At 75.2% G+C, this 16,094-nt stretch carries 15 protein-coding genes and 1 riboswitch; of the genes, 7 read left to right on the top strand and 8 right to left on the bottom strand.

Annotation, left to right across the window (positions count from 1 at the left end; genetic code table 11):
• From E4P41_RS21980 to E4P41_RS07915, 5 genes are all read left to right on the top strand, one after another.
• A partial coding sequence (locus E4P41_RS21980; protein WP_167760972.1) for a hypothetical protein occupies positions 1-735 on the top strand: 735 nt, incomplete at its 5' end.
• A gap of 413 nt (positions 736-1,148) precedes the next feature.
• Entirely contained in the window at positions 1,149-2,645 is a 1,497-nt protein-coding gene (locus tag E4P41_RS07930) for a serine/threonine-protein kinase (RefSeq protein WP_135140353.1), read from the top strand.
• A gap of 88 nt (positions 2,646-2,733) precedes the next feature.
• Entirely contained in the window at positions 2,734-3,906 is a 1,173-nt protein-coding gene (locus E4P41_RS07925) for an RtcB family protein (protein ID WP_135140352.1), read from the top strand.
• A 105-nt stretch (positions 3,907-4,011) separates the two neighbouring features.
• Complete coding sequence (locus E4P41_RS07920; RefSeq protein WP_135140351.1) at positions 4,012-4,275, top strand: helix-turn-helix transcriptional regulator; 264 nt, start codon at positions 4,012-4,014, stop codon at positions 4,273-4,275.
• On the top strand, positions 4,272-4,781 hold the full coding sequence (locus E4P41_RS07915) for a hypothetical protein (protein ID WP_135140350.1): 510 nt from the start codon (positions 4,272-4,274) through the stop codon (positions 4,779-4,781). Before E4P41_RS07920 ends, E4P41_RS07915 begins: the two co-directional genes overlap by 4 nt.
• A gap of 387 nt (positions 4,782-5,168) precedes the next feature.
• Here E4P41_RS07915 and E4P41_RS07910 read toward each other — a convergent pair whose 3' ends face one another.
• The 3 genes from E4P41_RS07910 to E4P41_RS21975 form a co-directional block, all read right to left on the bottom strand.
• Positions 5,169-5,405, bottom strand: coding sequence for a hypothetical protein (locus E4P41_RS07910; RefSeq protein WP_135140349.1), 237 nt, complete (start codon positions 5,403-5,405; stop codon positions 5,169-5,171).
• Between the two features lie 50 nt (positions 5,406-5,455).
• Positions 5,456-6,412: a D-2-hydroxyacid dehydrogenase family protein gene (locus E4P41_RS07905; RefSeq protein ID WP_209307592.1), complete on the bottom strand. Its 957-nt coding sequence runs from the start codon at positions 6,410-6,412 to the stop codon at positions 5,456-5,458.
• 68 nt (positions 6,413-6,480) lie between these two features.
• The gene (locus E4P41_RS21975) at positions 6,481-6,651 is read right to left on the bottom strand and encodes a hypothetical protein (RefSeq protein WP_167760971.1); all 171 of its coding nucleotides are present in this window, start codon (positions 6,649-6,651) and stop codon (positions 6,481-6,483) included.
• 322 nt (positions 6,652-6,973) lie between these two features.
• Positions 6,974-7,126: riboswitch (cyclic di-AMP (ydaO/yuaA leader) on the top strand.
• Between the two features lie 12 nt (positions 7,127-7,138).
• Between E4P41_RS21975 and E4P41_RS07900 the strand changes: the two genes are divergently transcribed.
• Positions 7,139-7,669, top strand: coding sequence for an NlpC/P60 family protein (locus E4P41_RS07900; RefSeq protein ID WP_135140348.1), 531 nt, complete (start codon positions 7,139-7,141; stop codon positions 7,667-7,669).
• 76 nt (positions 7,670-7,745) lie between these two features.
• Here E4P41_RS07900 and E4P41_RS07895 read toward each other — a convergent pair whose 3' ends face one another.
• On the bottom strand, positions 7,746-8,123 hold the full coding sequence (locus E4P41_RS07895) for a hypothetical protein (RefSeq protein WP_135140347.1): 378 nt from the start codon (positions 8,121-8,123) through the stop codon (positions 7,746-7,748).
• An 873-nt stretch (positions 8,124-8,996) separates the two neighbouring features.
• Here E4P41_RS07895 and E4P41_RS07890 point away from each other — a divergent pair.
• On the top strand, positions 8,997-10,430 hold the full coding sequence (locus tag E4P41_RS07890; protein ID WP_135140346.1) for an ADP-ribosylglycohydrolase family protein: 1,434 nt from the start codon (positions 8,997-8,999) through the stop codon (positions 10,428-10,430).
• Here the strand turns inward: E4P41_RS07890 and E4P41_RS07885 are convergent.
• The 4 genes from E4P41_RS07885 to E4P41_RS07870 form a co-directional block, all read right to left on the bottom strand.
• A complete protein-coding gene (locus E4P41_RS07885; RefSeq protein ID WP_135140345.1) occupies positions 10,390-12,045 on the bottom strand; it encodes an AMP-binding protein in 1,656 nt (551 codons plus the stop codon). The genes E4P41_RS07890 and E4P41_RS07885 overlap by 41 nt on opposite strands.
• Positions 12,046-12,118: 73 nt before the next feature.
• Complete coding sequence (locus E4P41_RS22635) at positions 12,119-12,517, bottom strand: type II toxin-antitoxin system VapC family toxin (protein WP_135140344.1); 399 nt, start codon at positions 12,515-12,517, stop codon at positions 12,119-12,121.
• Positions 12,514-12,750 (bottom strand): hypothetical protein, encoded by a 237-nt coding sequence (locus E4P41_RS22630; RefSeq protein ID WP_135140343.1) that lies wholly within the window; start codon positions 12,748-12,750, stop codon positions 12,514-12,516. The genes E4P41_RS22635 and E4P41_RS22630 overlap by 4 nt, the downstream gene beginning before the upstream one ends.
• 44 nt (positions 12,751-12,794) lie before the next feature.
• Positions 12,795-16,043, bottom strand: coding sequence for a carboxyl transferase domain-containing protein (locus E4P41_RS07870; RefSeq protein WP_135140342.1), 3,249 nt, complete (start codon positions 16,041-16,043; stop codon positions 12,795-12,797).
• Positions 16,044-16,094: the final 51 nt, after the last annotated feature.

Genomic DNA, 16,094 nt, shown 5'->3' with positions numbered 1-16,094 from the left:
CGGGCGGCGGTCGACCGGTGGCCCGCGGCCACCGGGCTGGTCCGGAGCCGGGTGCTCACCGCGCTGCTGGACGAGGTGCTCGACGGCGCCGACGGCCCCGCCGAGCTCGCCGTCGAGGTCGCCGGGATCACCCAGCACGACCTGTGCGCGGCCCTCGCCGACGAGGTGCGGCGCGGGCGCCGGGTGGCCCGGCTGGACCGCGCGGCCGGGCTGCTGGTCGAGCAGGCGCTCGACCTCGGCGTCGACCTGCCGCTGATCGGGTTGACCGGGGACACGTGGGAGCTGGCGCTGCTGGCCACCCGCCGCCGGGCGGTCGGCGACGCGCTGGCCGACCAGTGGCGCCGCTCCGGCGGAGGGTGGACGGCGGAGCACGGCGCGCTGCTCGGGCACCTGCTCGTCGCCGACCCCGGGTGGCTGGCGCGGCTGGGCGACGCCGTCCCGGTGGCGGTGCTGCCGCCGGTGCTGCGCTGGGCGGCGCTGCGGATGGACGTGCCCGCCGTCGAGGAGCTGGCCGCCGCGGTGGCGACCGGTTCCGCGGCCGGGCGCGGCTGGGCGCTGCGCGAGGTGGTGTTCGGCTCGGAGCTGCCGGCGTCGGACGTCGACGAGGTCCTCGGCCGGCGGCTGGAGCTGCTGCTGGTCGACGACGGCTGGCCGCGGGAGCTGGCCGAGTCCTTCGCCCGCAGTCGCGGTACCGACGACGCCGCCCCGCGCCGCCGCCGTCGCCGCGGCGACTGAGAAAGGACCTCCCTGCCCCCGCCACTCGCGAGCTCGCGGCGGGACCCTGCAGGGAGGCCGCCCGTCCTCCCCACCCTTCGCAGGCTCGGGGCGGGGCCGGGGACGGGGCCGCTCCGGAGAGGACGTCGGTCCGGCCCGCCGAGGCTGATCAGGGCCAGGGAATGCGGCTGCTGGGACGGCTGTGACTGCGCGGCCCTCGGCCAGGCGCGGGGCGGCCGCCATGTCGAGCTCTCCGCGTACTCTCGGCGCCGGCCGCCCCAGCACCGTGGCCCGCTCGGCGTCGAACTGCGCGGATCGGTCCGTCCGTCAGGGGCGCGGAGTTCCAGGCAGTGCACGTGCCGTTCGGCGGGAGGGGAACCCGGCGTGGACATGGCCCCGCACCCATCGCCGTGCCCGGTCGGCCCGGCCTGAGCATGCCGTCGGAAGGCGCCGTCCTCCAGGACCGCTACGAGCTCCGGTCCCTGCTCGCCACCGGGGGCATGGGGCAGGTCTGGCGCGCCCAGGACCTCGTCCTGGAGCGGCAGGTCGCGGTCAAGGTGCTGCGCAGCGAGTACACCGCCGACCCGGTCTTCCTCACCCGCTTCCGGACCGAGGCGCGGCTCTCGGCGGGGCTCACCCACCCGAACATCGCCGTCCTGCACGACTACGGCGAGGCCGAGGCGGCCGGCGGCGACCGGCTGGTCTACCTGGTGATGGAGCTCGTCGAGGGCGAGCCGCTCTCGGCGGTGCTGGCGCGCGAGGGGCGGCTGCCGCCGGAGCGGACGCTGGGCCTGCTGGGCCAGGTCGCCGCCGGGCTGGCCGCGGCGCACGCGGCCGGGGTGGTGCACCGCGACGTCAAGCCGGCCAACCTGCTGGTCCGCCCCGACGGCGCGGTCAAGGTCACCGACTTCGGCATCGCCTGGTCGGCGTCGAACGCCACGGTCACCCGCACCGGCCACGTCGTCGGGACGGCGCAGTACCTCGCGCCGGAGCAGGTGCAGGGGCAGAAGACCACGCCGGCCGCGGACGTCTACTCCTGGGGCATGGTGGCCTACGAGTGCCTCGCCGGCCGCCGCGCGTTCGACGGCCCCGAGCCGGTCGAGGTCGCCATGCGGCGGCTCTCGGCGGCACCGGACCCGCTGCCGGACGACGTCCCCGAGCCCGTGCGCCGGCTGGTCGAGGAGACCCTCGCTCGCGATCCGGCCGACCGGATCCCCGACGGCGCCGCGCTCGTGGCGGCGGTGGACGACGCCGTCACGGGCCGGACGTCGGCGCGGACGGCGGCGATCCGCGTGCTGCCCGCCGTCCTGCCGCAGCAGCCGGTCACCCGGCCGCTGTCGCTCGGGGCGGTCGCGGCGGCGGCCCCGGCGGACGACGACGTCGACGAGGAGGATCCCGGCCGCGTGCGCCGGCTGCTCGCGCCGGTCGTCGTCGGGCTGGTGGCGACGGCCCTCGTGGGCACCGGGCTGGTCCTCGGGTCGCGAGACACCCCGGCCCCCGCCGCGCCGCCGCCGGCGGCCGCGCCCACGACGAGCGCGCCACCGACGTCCGCGGCACCGAGTCCGACCGTCACCTTCGTCCGGGTGGACGCCGCCGACCACGTCGGACGGCCGGTCGCCGAGGTGCAGGCCTGGCTGACCGGCCTGGACCTCGCCGTCTCGCTGCGCGGCATCCAGACCGCCGACGTCCCCGCCGGCCAGGTCATCGCCCTCGATCCGACCGGCGAGGTGCCGGTGGGCACGACGGTCACGGTCACCCACGCCGTCGCCCCTCCCCCACCCCCACCACCACCGCCGCCCGCCCCCGTGCCGGCTCCGCAGGCGCCGGCCGAGACCGCGACCGGCGACGGGGAGGACGGCGACGAGGAGCGCGGGCGCGACCGGGACCGGGACCGGGACCGGGACCGGGACCGGGACCGCGACGACGACTGACCCCGGTCCGGCTCGACGGGTAATGCGCGTGCGGACGGCAGAGCGGCCTGTTCCACTGTCGCGACCGCACCCGAGAAGCGAGAGGACCATGGAGAAGATCAGCGACCGGCTGCTCAACTGGGCGTCGATCCTCGAGCCGACCACCCGCCTGCAGGCCGAGCGCACCGCCTCGATGCCGTTCATCCACCCGCACGTCGCGCTGATGCCCGACGCGCACCTGGGGCTCGGGGCGACCGTCGGCTCGGTGATCCCCACCGACCGCGCGATCGTCCCCGCGGCGGTCGGCGTGGACATCGGCTGCGGGATGATGGCCGTGCGCACCCAGTTCATCGGCGACGACGTCCGCGGCCGCAACCTGGCTCCGCTGCACGAGCAGGTGTCGCGGGCGATCCCGCTGTCGGCCGGCCGCTACAACAAGAAGCTGCGGGAGAGCGCGGTCGCGCGAGTCGCCGAGCTGCGCGACCTGCCCGGGGTGGCGCAGGCGGACGGGATCGCGCCGAACTGGCCGCTGCAGCTGGGCTCGCTCGGCTCGGGCAACCACTTCATCGAGGTCTGTCTCGACGAGGCCGACCGGGTGTGGCTGTTCCTGCACTCGGGCTCGCGCGGCGTCGGCAACCGGCTGGCGTCCAAGCACATCCGGGTGGCGCAGGACCGCTGCCGCGACATGGACCTGCCCGACCGGGACCTCGCCTACCTCGAGGAGGGCGAACCGGAGTTCGACGCGTACGTCGAGGCGCTGCACTGGGCGCAGCGCTTCGCCGCGCTCAACCGCGAGGAGATGATGGACCGCCTCGCCGAACAGGTGTCGCAGTTCCTGAGCGGGCGTGGCCTCGCCGAGGAGGTGCACCGGGCGCAGGTGGTCCAGTGCCACCACAACTACACCGAGCGGGAGACCCACTACGGCACCGAGGTGTGGCTCTCCCGCAAGGGTGCGATCTCCGCGCGCGCCGGCCAGTGGGGGCTGATCCCGGGCTCGATGGGGACGGCGTCCTACGTCGTGGTCGGCAAGGGCGACGTCGAGTCGCTGACCTCCGCGCCGCACGGCGCCGGCCGCAACCACTCGCGCGGCGCCGCCCGTCGGATGTTCACCCGGGCCGACCTGGACCGGCGGATGGAGGGCATCGCCTGGGGCCGCTCCGACGCGTTCCTCGACGAGCACCCCGACGCGTACAAACCGGTGGACGTCGTCATGGCAGACGCGGCCGACCTGGTGGAGGTCCGGCACACGCTGCGCCAGGTGGTCAACGTCAAGGGCGACTGAACGTCGCAGGGCACCGACCGCCTGCAGCAGCGCTGCCTCGCCGGGCACACCTGCTCGTGTTTAGTCTACTTGACTCGGTGTCGAGTAGACCCGACACTGGCCGGCATGGGACGGACCTCGGCGAAGGGACGGCGCAATGCGGTGCGCGCGGCCCGCACCGCGACGGGGCTCACCCAGGCCGAACTGGCCGGTGCCGTCGGGGTGACGCGGCAGACGGTGGTGGCGGTGGAGGCCGGGGACTACGCGCCCTCGGTCTACCTCGCACTGGCCATCGCTGCCCGCCTCGGCCGCACCGTCGAGCAGTTGTTCGGCGAGCAACCCGTGGCCGACCGGTCCGGGCAGGGGGCCGACGTGGAGGTGGGACCGTGAGCGCGGACGACGACGTGCAGCCCGGAGGCCGGGGCGGCTGGTTCATGCGTGCGGCCGGCGTAGTGGGCGACCTGGGGGCTCCCTTCTACGCGGAGGAGCGCCAGCGCGACGTCTGGAACGAGGCGTGCGCGGTCGGAGTGCAGGTGGCGCTGTGGTCGGGGCTGACCCTCGCTACCGCGATGGTGTGGCTGGGCGGGGCCACCGGCCTGCCGTACGCCTTCGCCGTCTTCGGGCTGGTCTTCGGGGTCACCTCGTGGGTGGTGGTCCTCTACGCCGAGCGGTTGGGTGTCCGCCTGGACAGCGCCGGGCACCTGCCCCGGCTCCGGCTCGTGCCCTACCTCGTGCTCCTCGTCGCGTTCCTCGTCGGTGTGGTCCGGGCCGCGCCGGCGGACGGGTTCCTCGGTGGCGTGGCCCAGGGCGCCGCGGTCGGCGGTGCGGCGGTGACCCTGTGGCTGCTCGCGAGCGGCCTGCGGGCCCGGCGTCGCACCCGGGACGTCCGGGCCTGACCGGAACCGGCCGGCTGGGTGGTGCACGCAGGCGTCCGCGTGCCGTCGCGTCCGGTTGCGGCAATCGCATTGCCCTCCGGCGGGCTCCCGGCATTCGTGTCGAGGTCGCGACCAGGCCTGTCCGTCGACCTGATCGCCGGACGCATCACGGTGACCGGGGATCTCGACCGCGCCGCCGCAGGGTCGTCGGCCTGCCGAGGACGCCGATGACGCCGTGCAGGAGGTCGCCGGCCCGGCCATCGGGCTCGCCGAGCGCGCCGGCGGCCGCGGCCACGTCGCCGGCACGGACCGGAGGACCGGTCGTCGCCTCCTCCTGGTCCTGCGGCTCGTGGGCATCGTCGACGACCCTCCGGCGGCTCGACCACCACCGACCTTCGCGGTCCGGTGTCAGTCGCCTGGCCGTCCGGAGTCAGGGGGACCCGACGAGCTGGGGCCGGTAGCGCTCCCGGGGATGCCGGGGTCGCGCTGCTCCTGGGACATCGTGCCGCCCTGCGCGGCCCGCGGCTCCTCGGCCGGGTCGGCGTCGACCTCGCCGGGCTCCGGGCGCTCACCGGGCAGGACGTCGTCGTCGGGTCGCTGGTTGGTGCCGCCGTACGGGCGTCCGGTCATGTTGCTCTCGGTCATCGCGGGCCTCCTCGTGTCGGGTCCTGTGCAGTACCCGGCCCCGGGGATGGTCACGCGGGCGCGATGACCCGAACCGGCTCGCCGCGGAGGAAGGCCGCGACGTCCTCGACGACCTCGCGGTAGAAGACCGTGTAGGTGTCGCGGGTGACGTAGCCCAGGTGCGGGGTGAGGACGGTGCGCTGCGCGTTGCGCAGCGGTGAGTCCACCGGCAGCGGCTCGCGGTCGTAGACGTCGAGGCCGGCGCCGCCGATGCGCCCCTCGTGCAGCGCCTCGACCAGGGCCGCCTCGTCGACGATCGGCCCGCGCGAGGTGTTGACGAGGATCGCGGTGGGCTTCATGCGGGCGAGCTCGTCGCGGCCGACCAGTCCGCGGGTGCGCTCCGAGAGCACCAGGTGCAGCGTGACGACGTCCGCGGTGGCGAGCAGCTCGTCGCGCTCGACGCGGCGGACCCCGGCCTCGGCGGCGCGCTCGTCGGTGAGGTTGTGGCTCCAGGCGACGACGTCCATCCCGAAGGCCTGGCCGATGCGGGCCACCCGCGTGCCGAGGCGGCCGAGGCCGACCACGCCGAGGGTGGCGCCGGCGAGGTCGGTGCCGACGGTGCGCTGCCAGCCGCCGGCGCGCACCCCGGCATCCTCCGTGGGCACGTGCCGGGCCACGGCCAGGATCAGCGCCCAGGTCAGCTCGACGGGGCCGGTCGGGTGCGCGCCGGTGCCGCAGACGGTCACACCGCAGTCGGCGGCCGCGGCCACGTCGATGGCGGCGTTGCGGGCGCCGGTGGTCACGAGCAACCGCAGCTCCGGGAGCCGCTCGAGCAGGCTGCGCGGGAACGGCGTCCGTTCGCGCATCGCGACGACCACGTCGAACCCGGCCAGCCGCGCGGCGACGGCGTCCTCGTCGTCGAGGTGGTCGGCGAAGCCGACCACCTCCGCCTCTCCTGGGAGGCGGGACCAGTCGGCGAAGTCGGCGGCGACGGCCTGGAAGTCGTCGAGGACGGCGATGCGCAGCACGTCCCCGAGCATGCCGGCGGCCCCCGCCCGATGAAAGCGGGGGTCGCCGTACCGTCAGCGGGGCGTGCTCAGCGCACGGGGCCGCGGCCGTAGCCGCGGCCGCCGCCCCGCTTCTTGTTCTGCTCGCCCATCTTGGCGATGAACTCCTTGATCTTGGCCTGGTTCTGGGGCTTGCGGGCCTCCTGGACGACCTTCGCCGCCAGCCCCGACGCCAGGACCTTCCTCAACATGCCGGCCATGGTGTGTTCCTCCTCTGTTCGGTTGCCCTGGTCGTGCCCGCCAGGGACCCGGTCCAACCACCCGGCTCGCACGGCCGTCCGTCGCCGTGCGGTCACGGTGCGTTCGGCCACTCCGGGGCCGCACGAAGTTCTCGTCGAGCCGCCGACCTGCGCCTTCTCCACGAGATCGGCTCCCCGGCGGGTCCGTTCGCGGAGGTCAACGCGGCGAGTCGGGGCCGTGGCGGCGGGCTGCCCGCACCCCCGCTCCGCCGTGGGGCCGCCCCGGCCGCCCCCTAACCTCGGTCGCCGTCCGGAGGCCCCTCGTCGCCGAATCGTGGTGACACCTCCGGAGACGCCGAACCGGGCGCCGGCACCGTGCCGGTGCCCGGACCGGGGACCCAAGGCAGCAACTGGGGTGGAGCGCGACTCGTCGCGCCGGGCGACTCCTCCGTCCGAACCCGTCAGCTAACCCGGTAGGCGGTCGTGGAGAACAGGAGAACCGTCGTCGATGACGACTGCACGCACGTCCACCGCCCGTCGCTCGTTCCGCGGCATCGCCGTCGCGACCATCGCCGGTGCCGGCATCGCCCTCTCCCCCCTGCCGGCCTCGGCCAACGCGGGGAGCGCGGGCGGTGGTGGTGGCGGCGGTGTCACCGCCACCGTGGCCGCCCCGGCCCCCGCTCCCAACGGCGCCGCCGAGAAGGCCGTCCAGACGGCGCTCGCCCAGGTCGGTGACCGGTACGCGTGGGGCGGCAACGGGCCCGACGCATTCGACTGCTCAGGGCTGACCAGCTTCGCCTACCGCGCGGCCGGCATCGACATCCCGCGCACCTCGCGGGCCCAGTCGAGGTTCGGCACCCCGGTCGCGAAGTCCGACCTGCAGCCCGGTGACCTGGTGTTCTTCTACCACCCGGTCGGGCACGTGGGCATGTACATCGGCAACGGCCAGATGGTGCACTCCTCGACCTACGGCCAGCCGGTCAAGGTCGTGCCGCTGGACTCGATGTACGGCTACAACAGCGCCCGCCGGGTCGCCTGACCGCCGGTCGCCCCGGCCGCCTGCCCGGCGGCCGGGGCACCTCGGGGCGCCTCCCCGGTCGAGCTCCCGCCGGGAGTCAACGACAGGGGTGCGGCGGCTCGTCGGCGGGCTGGAGGCAGAACACCGAGCCGGGCTCACGCGGCCAGGCGTGCAGGAACAGCAGGCCGTACCGCAGATTGAGCATCGCGTCGGGGCCGACGGCGGCGACCAGGTCGACCACCCGGCCGGCGTCGTGGTTGCGGTAGCGACGCAGCTCGGTGCCGCAGGCGACGGTGAGCACGTCGCCGACGGCACCCATGACCACGGCCGGGGCCCAGGCGTCGTCCGGGCTGCCGTCGGACAGCTGGAGCCGCACCGGGTGGACGGCGTGGCCGGCGGCGTAGCTGCTGCAGGTCGCCTGTCCGGACGCCCGACGGCCGGTCCCGAAGGAGGATCCGAGGTCGGGGTCGGGCATGGGGCGCTCCTTGCTCTCACCTGCGGGTCGGGCCCACGGGTGTCCAGGTAAGCACCCGGGAACCGCGTTCGACCCGCGGCACCGTCCGATCGGGCGTGGGCTTCCTCCGTGAGCGTGGGCGACGGCGGGACATGGTGACGCAGCGTGGCGGCGGCCGGGTCGCGGCGGCGCGTCACCGGGTTGCCGGTCGACGTGGACGCCGGTCGTCAGGGACGGCATCGACGTTCTCCGACTGGTCATCGTGGGCGGGGCCGTGGTCTTCGCGGCCGACGGCCGTTGGGAGCGGCGGCGCTGCTCGCCGCGCTGGGGAGCGTCACGCTCGTCGCACGGCTGGTGGACCTGCCGCGGTGGTGCACTCCATCCTGCCGATGCTCACGGCCCCGGTCGTCCACATCGCGTTCCCCGGCTGGACGTCGTCCCGGAAACCCACGACGAGACGCACCTGCAGCACTACGTGGGCATCGGTGCGGTCACCGCCGCCCCTGGGCATCGCCGTCGGGACGCTGTGGGAGCTGTACGAACGGCGGTCGGATGCATGGCTGGCGACGCAGCTCTCGGAGGGCAACGACGGCACCAACGGCGACCTGCTCCGCGACACCCTGGGTTCCCTCGCCGGGGCCGCGTTGCTGGTCGCGTGGGTCCGCTTCGGCTGGGGGTCGGTGCGGCGCATCCCCGGGGTCAACACCCACGAGGACGTCAGCGCCCGACGGGCCGGCCCGCGGTGGGCACCGGGTCGGAGGCCGACGCGCCCGACCCGCCGGAACCACGCCGGACGAACTGCGAGATGCCGAGGGAGGCTCGGGAACCGCGCCACGATGCTCGTCAGGAGGCCGCCGTGGACACCTTTCCCAGCACCTGCTGCAGGATTCCCGCGTGACCCCGCGCATGCACCGCTCCCACCGCGTCGCCGGCGCGCTGGTCGGCTCGGCCGTCGGCGACGCCCTCGGCGCGCCCTTCGAGTTCGGCCCGGCCGGGCAGTTCTCCGCGCGGTTCCCGCAGCCGGCCCGCGGCGTGCACACGGAGATGTGCGGCGGCGGGTCACTGGGCTGGCAGCCCGGCGAGTTCACCGACGACACGCAGATGGCGCTGCTGGTGGCTGCGTCGCTGGTCGAGCGGGGCGGTCTGGACGAGGCCGACCTGTTCGACCGGTTCCGGCGGTGGGCGGCGGCCGACCCGCCGGGCGTCGGCGTGCAGACCCGCGCCGTCCTCGGCTCCGGGCTGCCGTGGGACACCGCCGCGGCCGAGCACTTCCGCCGCACCGGCCGCGCGGCCGGCAACGGCTCGCTGATGCGGACGACGCCGGCGGCCATCCGGTTCTCCCGCGACGGTTGCCACGCGACCATGGACGCCGCGCGCCGCATCTCGGCGCTCACCCACGGCGACCCGTCGGCCGGCGAGGGCTGCGCGGTGTTCCACGAGCTGGTGCGGGTGGCGCTCGACGGCGGCGACCCGCTGGCCGCGATCCCGGCGGCGCTCGACGCCGTGGCCGACGAGCACCGCGATCGGTGGGCGACCGTGCTCGCGTCGGACTGGACGCCGGAGCAGGCGACCGAGTCCAACGGCGCGGTGTGGCCGACGCTCGGCCAGGCGGTGTGGGCGCTGCGACAGGGAAGCTCCGTCGCCGAGGTGCTCCGGCTGGTGGTCGACCTGGGCGGGGACACCGACACCGTCGCCGCGGTCGCCGGCGGGCTGGCCGGGGCGGTGCACGGGATGGGCGGCATCCCGATGCGCTGGTCGTCCGTCCTCCACGGGAAGGTGCCCGGCCACGGGGACGAGGTGTGGCGGCTGGCCGACCTGCAGCAGCTGGCGGCCACGCTCGACGGCGGCGTGCAGCAGAGCTACGACCCCGGGGTGATCCCGCGGATCGGACCGCGGGAGGTCCTGCCCGGCATCTGGGCGGGCAACCTCGACGGTGCCCGCTACAGCGACGAGGACTTCGCCGTCATCTCGCTGTGCCGGCTCGGCGAGCCGTTCCCCCACCGGACGCACCGGATGGCCTACATCGCCGACAACGACCACAACGCCGACCTCGACGACATGCTGGCCGACGTCCTCGACGACATGGCCGCGCTGCACGCCGAGGGCCACCGGCTGCTCGTGCACTGCCACGGCGGCGCCTCGCGGACCGGCCTGGTGCTGCGCGCCTGGCTGGTGCGTGAGGAGGGAATGTCGGTCGAGGCGGCGACGCGCCACGTCGCCGAACGCTGGCCGCACCTGGGGCTGTGGAACGACAGTTTCACCGCCGCGCTGCACCGGGTGCACGCGCTCAGCGCAACGGGCCGAGGCGGTCGGCGAGCTCCCGCTTGATCACTTTGCCGGTCGCGGTCAGCGGCAGGCTGTCGACCAGCCGCACCTCGGGCACCTTGTAGGGCGCCATGTTCTCCCGGCACCAGGCGACGACGTCGTCCGCCGTGTCGGTGGCCCCGGACGCCAGCATCACGAACGCGACGGCCCGCTCCCCGGTTCGTGGGTCCGGCATCCCGAGCACCCCGGCGCCCGCGATCCGCGGGTGCCGGCCGAGCAGGAACTCCACCTCGGTGGGGAAGACGCTCATCCCGTTGACCTTCAGCATCTCCTTGTGCCGGCCCAGGTACGACAGGCACCCGGACTCGTCCAGCTGCCCGCTGTCACCGGTGAGCAGCCAGCCGTCCTGGAGTACGTCGGCGGTGGCGTCCGGCCGGCCCCGGTAGGCGGTGAGCAGCGACGGCGACCGGACGGCGATCTCCCCCTCCTCCCCCACGGGCAGCAGGTGGCCGGTCTCCCGGTCGACGATCACGATGTCCGTGCCGGGAACCGGCAGCCCGCAGAAGATCGGCCGGGCGGTGAGGTCACGGTCCGCCAGCCCGCCGGTGAAGGTGTCCATCGTGTGCGTCTCGGTCATCCCGAACGCCGCCTCGCGCAGGATTCCCGGCGAGCCGGTGACCTGGGTGAACCGCTGGCGCAGCGCGGCGTCGAGCTTGGTCACGAAGGAGACGGCCAGCGGCGTCCGCAGCGAGGACAGGTCGCGGCCGTCGGCCTCGGCGCGGTCGAGCAGCGGGATCCACGAATCCACCGGCGCCACCAGCGTGGTGACCCGGTGCCGCTCGATCAGGTCCCACGCCTCGGCGACGTCCCACCGCGGCATCAGCACGCAGGTCGAGCCGTTCACCAGCGGCAGCAGCAGGGCGGCATCCTCCCCGGCGATCCAGAAGATCGGCAGGAAGACCAGCGAGACGTCGTCCGGTGGGGTGTTCATCGCGGTCAGCGCGCTGGCTGCGGTGTAGAGCATGTGTCGCTGCGTGTGCTCGCAGCCCTTGGGCAGGCCCGTCGTCCCGCCGGTGTAGTTCAGCGCGGCGAGGACATCGAGGTCGCCGGCATCGAGGTCGCCGTCGTCCCCGGGCCCCGGCAGGTCGTCGCGGGCCACGACCTCGGCGATCGCCGTCTCGTCGAACACCGTGCGGACGTCGTCGGTGCGTCCCGACTCGAAGACCTCGCGCAGCGCCGAGGCGACGACGGCGACCTGCGCGCCGGTGTCCTCCAGCTCGTAGCGCACCTCCTCGCCGCGGAACATCGGGTTGACCGGCACGTGCACGGCGCCCGCCTTGAGGATCGCGTGGAAGGCGAGCACGAACTCCAGGCTGTTGCCCATGAAGACCGCGACCCGGTCGCCCGGCCGCACGCCGTCCGCGACGAGGTGCGCGGCCAGCCGGTCGCTCTGCTCGTCGAGCTGCGCGTAGCTGAGCGTGCGGTCGCCGACCACGAATGCCGGCCGGTCGCCGCGCTCGCGTGCCCAGTGCCGCAGGTGCGCGGTCAGGGTGATCTCGCCGAGCGGATACCGGACCTCGCGGGGGACACCGGGCGGCCACACCTGCGCGCGGCGTCGCCGCAGGTCGGCGACGTGCGCGTCGATCTCGGCGCGGAACCGGTCGCTGAGGACGGTCATGGTCAGCTCCCCTCTGTGCTCCCGCTCACGTCTACACCGGCGCCGGGACGCACGAGGCGCTGGGGGTCACGGCTCAGCGGTCAGGAGTCCGGAACGCGCAGCGCGGCCCGGAGGCGCCGACGAGCTTGCGGTCGAGCGTCCACAGCGGCGCCTCGAGCTCCTCGGCCAGGGCGACGAAGGCGGCGTCGTAGGCGGTCACGGTCGGGTGCAGCTCCCAGACGCGGTCGCCTAACGCCTCGAAGGGAAAGACCATCGCCGGCAGTTGCAGGAGGTCCTGATGAGCCAGTGCCGCGACCTCCCGCCCGAGACGCTGGGCGAGGACCGCCCGCCGGAGCACGTTGGATGCCTCGACGTACAGGTGGGCCGGCGCCGCGAGGGCGTTGGCACGCAGGCCGTCCCGCGCCCACGTGCCGTCCGGGCCGTCGTCCACGAGCGCGGCGGCCACCGTGGAGGAATCGACCACGATCGTCACCGGCGATCTTCGTCCCGCAGCTCCAGGATCTCCTCGGCCGGCAGCCGGGTGCCGGTCGCCCGGACCCGGTGCTGGACCCGGTCCCACAGGTCGAGGGGGCTCGGCCGCCTGGCCAGCTCGTTCAGCTGGGCGCGGACGTACTCCTGCAACGACTGGCCGGCGCGGGCGGCGCGGGCCGCCAGCTCGTCGCGCGTCTCGTCGGGGACGTCGCGGATGGTCATCGACACGGGCACGCATGCATAATAGCAGCAATGGCGACAGAGTGCTGCTGCGAGGCTCACCAGGTGTCGACGTTCCGGCGCACCCGCCCGGCCGACCGCGGCGCGTCCGCGACCTCGCGGGTGAGCGTGGCGATCCAGCGGCGGGTGTCGGCGGGGTCGATGACGTCGTCGATCTCCCAGTGGGCGGCGACGTTGAGCCCCGTGCCGTTCTCGTACGCGGCGGCGACGGCTGCCTCGTAGGCGGCCTGCCGCGCCTCGTCGTCCTCGATCGCCGCCAGCTCGCGACGCATGCCGAGCCGGACCGCACCCTCCAGGCCCATCGGGCCGAACTCGCTGGTCGGCCAGCCGACGGCGAACCGCGGCACCTTCAGGCTGCCGCCGGCCATCGCCTGCGCGCCCAGCCCGTAGGCCTTGCGGACGACGACCGTGCCGATCGGGACCGAGAGGTTCGCACCGATGACGAACAGCCGGGAGAAGTGCCGCACGGTCGCCGTCCTCTCCGCCTCGGGGCCGACCATGAAGCCGGGGGTGTCGCAGAGCGACACGATCGGCAGCCGGTGGGCGTCGCACAGCTGCAGGAAGCGCGCGGCCTTGTCGGCGGCGTCGGCGTCGATGGCGCCGCCGAGATGGGTGGGCACGTTGGCGAGCACCCCGAGCGGCGCGCCCTCGACCCGGGCCAGCGCGGTGATCATCCCGGCGCCCCAGCCTTTCCGGAGCTCGAGGACCGACCCCTCGTCAGCGAGGGCGTCGAGGACCGCGCGCATGTCGTAGATCCGCTTGCGGTTCTCCGGCACCAGGTGGCGGGCCAGCCGTGGGTCGGGCGCCGTCCAGTCCTCCAGCGGACCCTGGAAGTAGGAGAGATACCGCTTCGCCGCCGCCACCGCGGCGGCGTCGTCGGCGACGCGGATGTCGACCACGCCGTTGGCGTGCTGGACGTCGATCGGGCCGATCTCGTCGGGGTCGACGACGCCCAGGCCGCCGCCCTCGATCATCGCCGGGCCGCCCATGCCGATGGTGGCGTCCTCGGTGGCGATGACGACGTCGCAGGTGCCGAGGAGCGCGGCGTTGCCGGCGAAGCAGCGGCCGCTGGCGATGCCGACGGTCGGCACCAGGCCGGAGAGCCGGCCGAACAGGGTGAAGGCCATGGTGTCGAGCGCGGAGACGGCCGGGTGGTCGACGTCGCCGGGCCGCCCGCCGCCGCCCTCGGCGAACAGGACGACGGGCAGCCGGCGCTTCTCGGCGAGCTCGAACAGCCGGTCCTTCTTGAGGTGGCCGCGCATGCCCTGGGTGCCGGCGAGCACGGTGTAGTCGTAGGACACGACGACGGCAGGGCTGCGCTCGCGGCCGACCAGGGCGCCGTTGACGTCGGCGAGCCCGCCGACGACGCCGTCGGCGGGGGTCTTGACCTGCAGCTCCTCCCGGCTGCGGCGGCGCTCCTGCGCGGCGAAGACGAGCGGGCCGTACTCGAGGAAGCTCCCCGCGTCGACGAGGTCGGCGAGGTTCTCCCGTGCGGTCCGCCGCCCGGCCGCGTGCCGGCGCTGCACCGGGCCCGGGCGGGCGGCGTCGAGGCCCAGCTCGTGCCGGCGCCGCACCTCGGCCAGGTCGGGTCGCTCGGCGTCGAGGTCGAGCGCTGCGGTCGCCTCCTGCCCCTGCCCGTCGGAGTGCTCGACGGTGGCGAGCAGCTGGCCCGGACGGACGGTGTCGCCCACGGCCACGGCGAGGCGGCGGACGGTGCCGCCGGCGGGCAGGGCGACGACGTGCTCCATCTTCATCGCCTCGAGCACGACGACGGCTCCTCCGGGCTCGACCGTCGTCCCGGCCGGCGCCTCGACGGCGACGACCGTGCCGGGAACGGGTGCGCGCAGCGCGTCGTCCGCGGACTCCGTCGACTCCTCCGGCTCCGCCTCGACGTCGGCGTCCTGCCCGGCGGCGGCGACCAGCGCGGCGGTCTTCTCGTCGACGAGCGTGGTGGTGGCCCGCCCGGCCAGGACGTCGGGGTCGGCGAGCAGCGCACGCAGGAAGGCGGTGTTGGTGGCCACGCCGCGGACGGCGAACTCGGCGAGCGCGCGCCCGGCGTGCCGGAGCGCGTCGGCGAGGTCGCCGTGCCGCTCGTGGACGACGACCTTGGCCAGCAGCGGGTCGTAGCGCAGGCTCTGCTCGGCGCCGACGCGGGCGGCGGTGTCGATGCGGATGCCCGGGCCGCCGGGGATGGACAGCGCGCCGAGCGTGCCGCCGGCGGCCACCACGGTGCCGTCGGCCGTGACGGTCTCGGCGTTGACCCGTGCCTGCACCGCCCAGCCGAGGGGGCGCGGCGGGCCGTCGGTGAGGCCGAGGTCGGCGAGGGTGGCGCCGGTGGCGACGCGCAGCTGCAGCCGGACCAGGTCGAGCCCGAGGGTCTCCTCGGTGACGGTGTGCTCGACCTGCAGCCGCGGGTTGCACTCCAGGAAGACGAAGCGCTCGGGGTCGTCGGCGGCGACGAGGAACTCGACGGTGGCCAGGCCGACGACGCCGGCCTCGCGGGCGAGGGTCGCGGCGGCGTGGTGCAGCTGCGTGCGCGTCCCGTCGGGCAGCCGGTCGGCGGGGGCGATCTCGACGATCTTCTGCCGATGGCGCTGGAGCGAGCAGTCGCGATCGCCGAGGACGGTCACCCGGCGCTCGGCATCGCCGAGGACCTGCACCTCGACGTGCCGGGCGCGCTCGAGGTAGGCCTCGGCGAAGACGGCACCGTCACCGAAGGCCTTCTCCGCCTCGGAGGCCGCCCGGGCGAGCGCGGCCGGGATGTCGTCGCCCGTCCGCACGACGCGGGTGCCGCGGCCGCCGCCGCCGGCGCGGGCCTTGAGCATCACCGCGCCGGTGTCGGCGAGCAGATCGGCGACGGTCGCGGCATCGACGCCGGCCGCGGTGCCGCGCAGCACCGGGACGTGCGCGGCCTCGGCGAGCCCGCGGGCGCGGACCTTGTCGCCGAAGAGGTCGAGGGTGCCGGGTGGGGGGCCGACGAAGGTGAGGCCGGCGGCGGCGCAGGCCTCGGCGAGGTCGGGGTTCTCCGACAGGAAGCCGTAGCCGGGGTGCAGCAGGTCGCAGCCGGTGGCCGTGGCGGCCCCGACCACCTGCGCGACGTCGAGGTGGGCGGCGGGGCCGGCGCCGGGCAGCGCGTAGCTGCCGTCGGCCGCGGCGAGGTGGGCAGCGTCGAGCTCGTCGGTGGCCGCGACCGCGACGCAGGACATGCCCTCGGCCGCGGCCGCCCGGGCGATCCGGACGGCGACCTCTCCGCGGTTGGCGATCAGCAGGCGGTGCGGGTCGGCCATCTCCCGATGTTCGCATGCCTGCGCGACCGTCCTGTGGCGGCGGTCACCCTC

It is taken from the genome of Geodermatophilus sp. DF01-2, assembly GCF_004571065.1.
Classification (GTDB): Bacteria; Actinomycetota; Actinomycetes; order Mycobacteriales; family Geodermatophilaceae; genus Geodermatophilus.
Note: the sequence above shows the minus strand (reverse complement) of the source record. Positions and strands in the feature narration are given on the sequence as shown.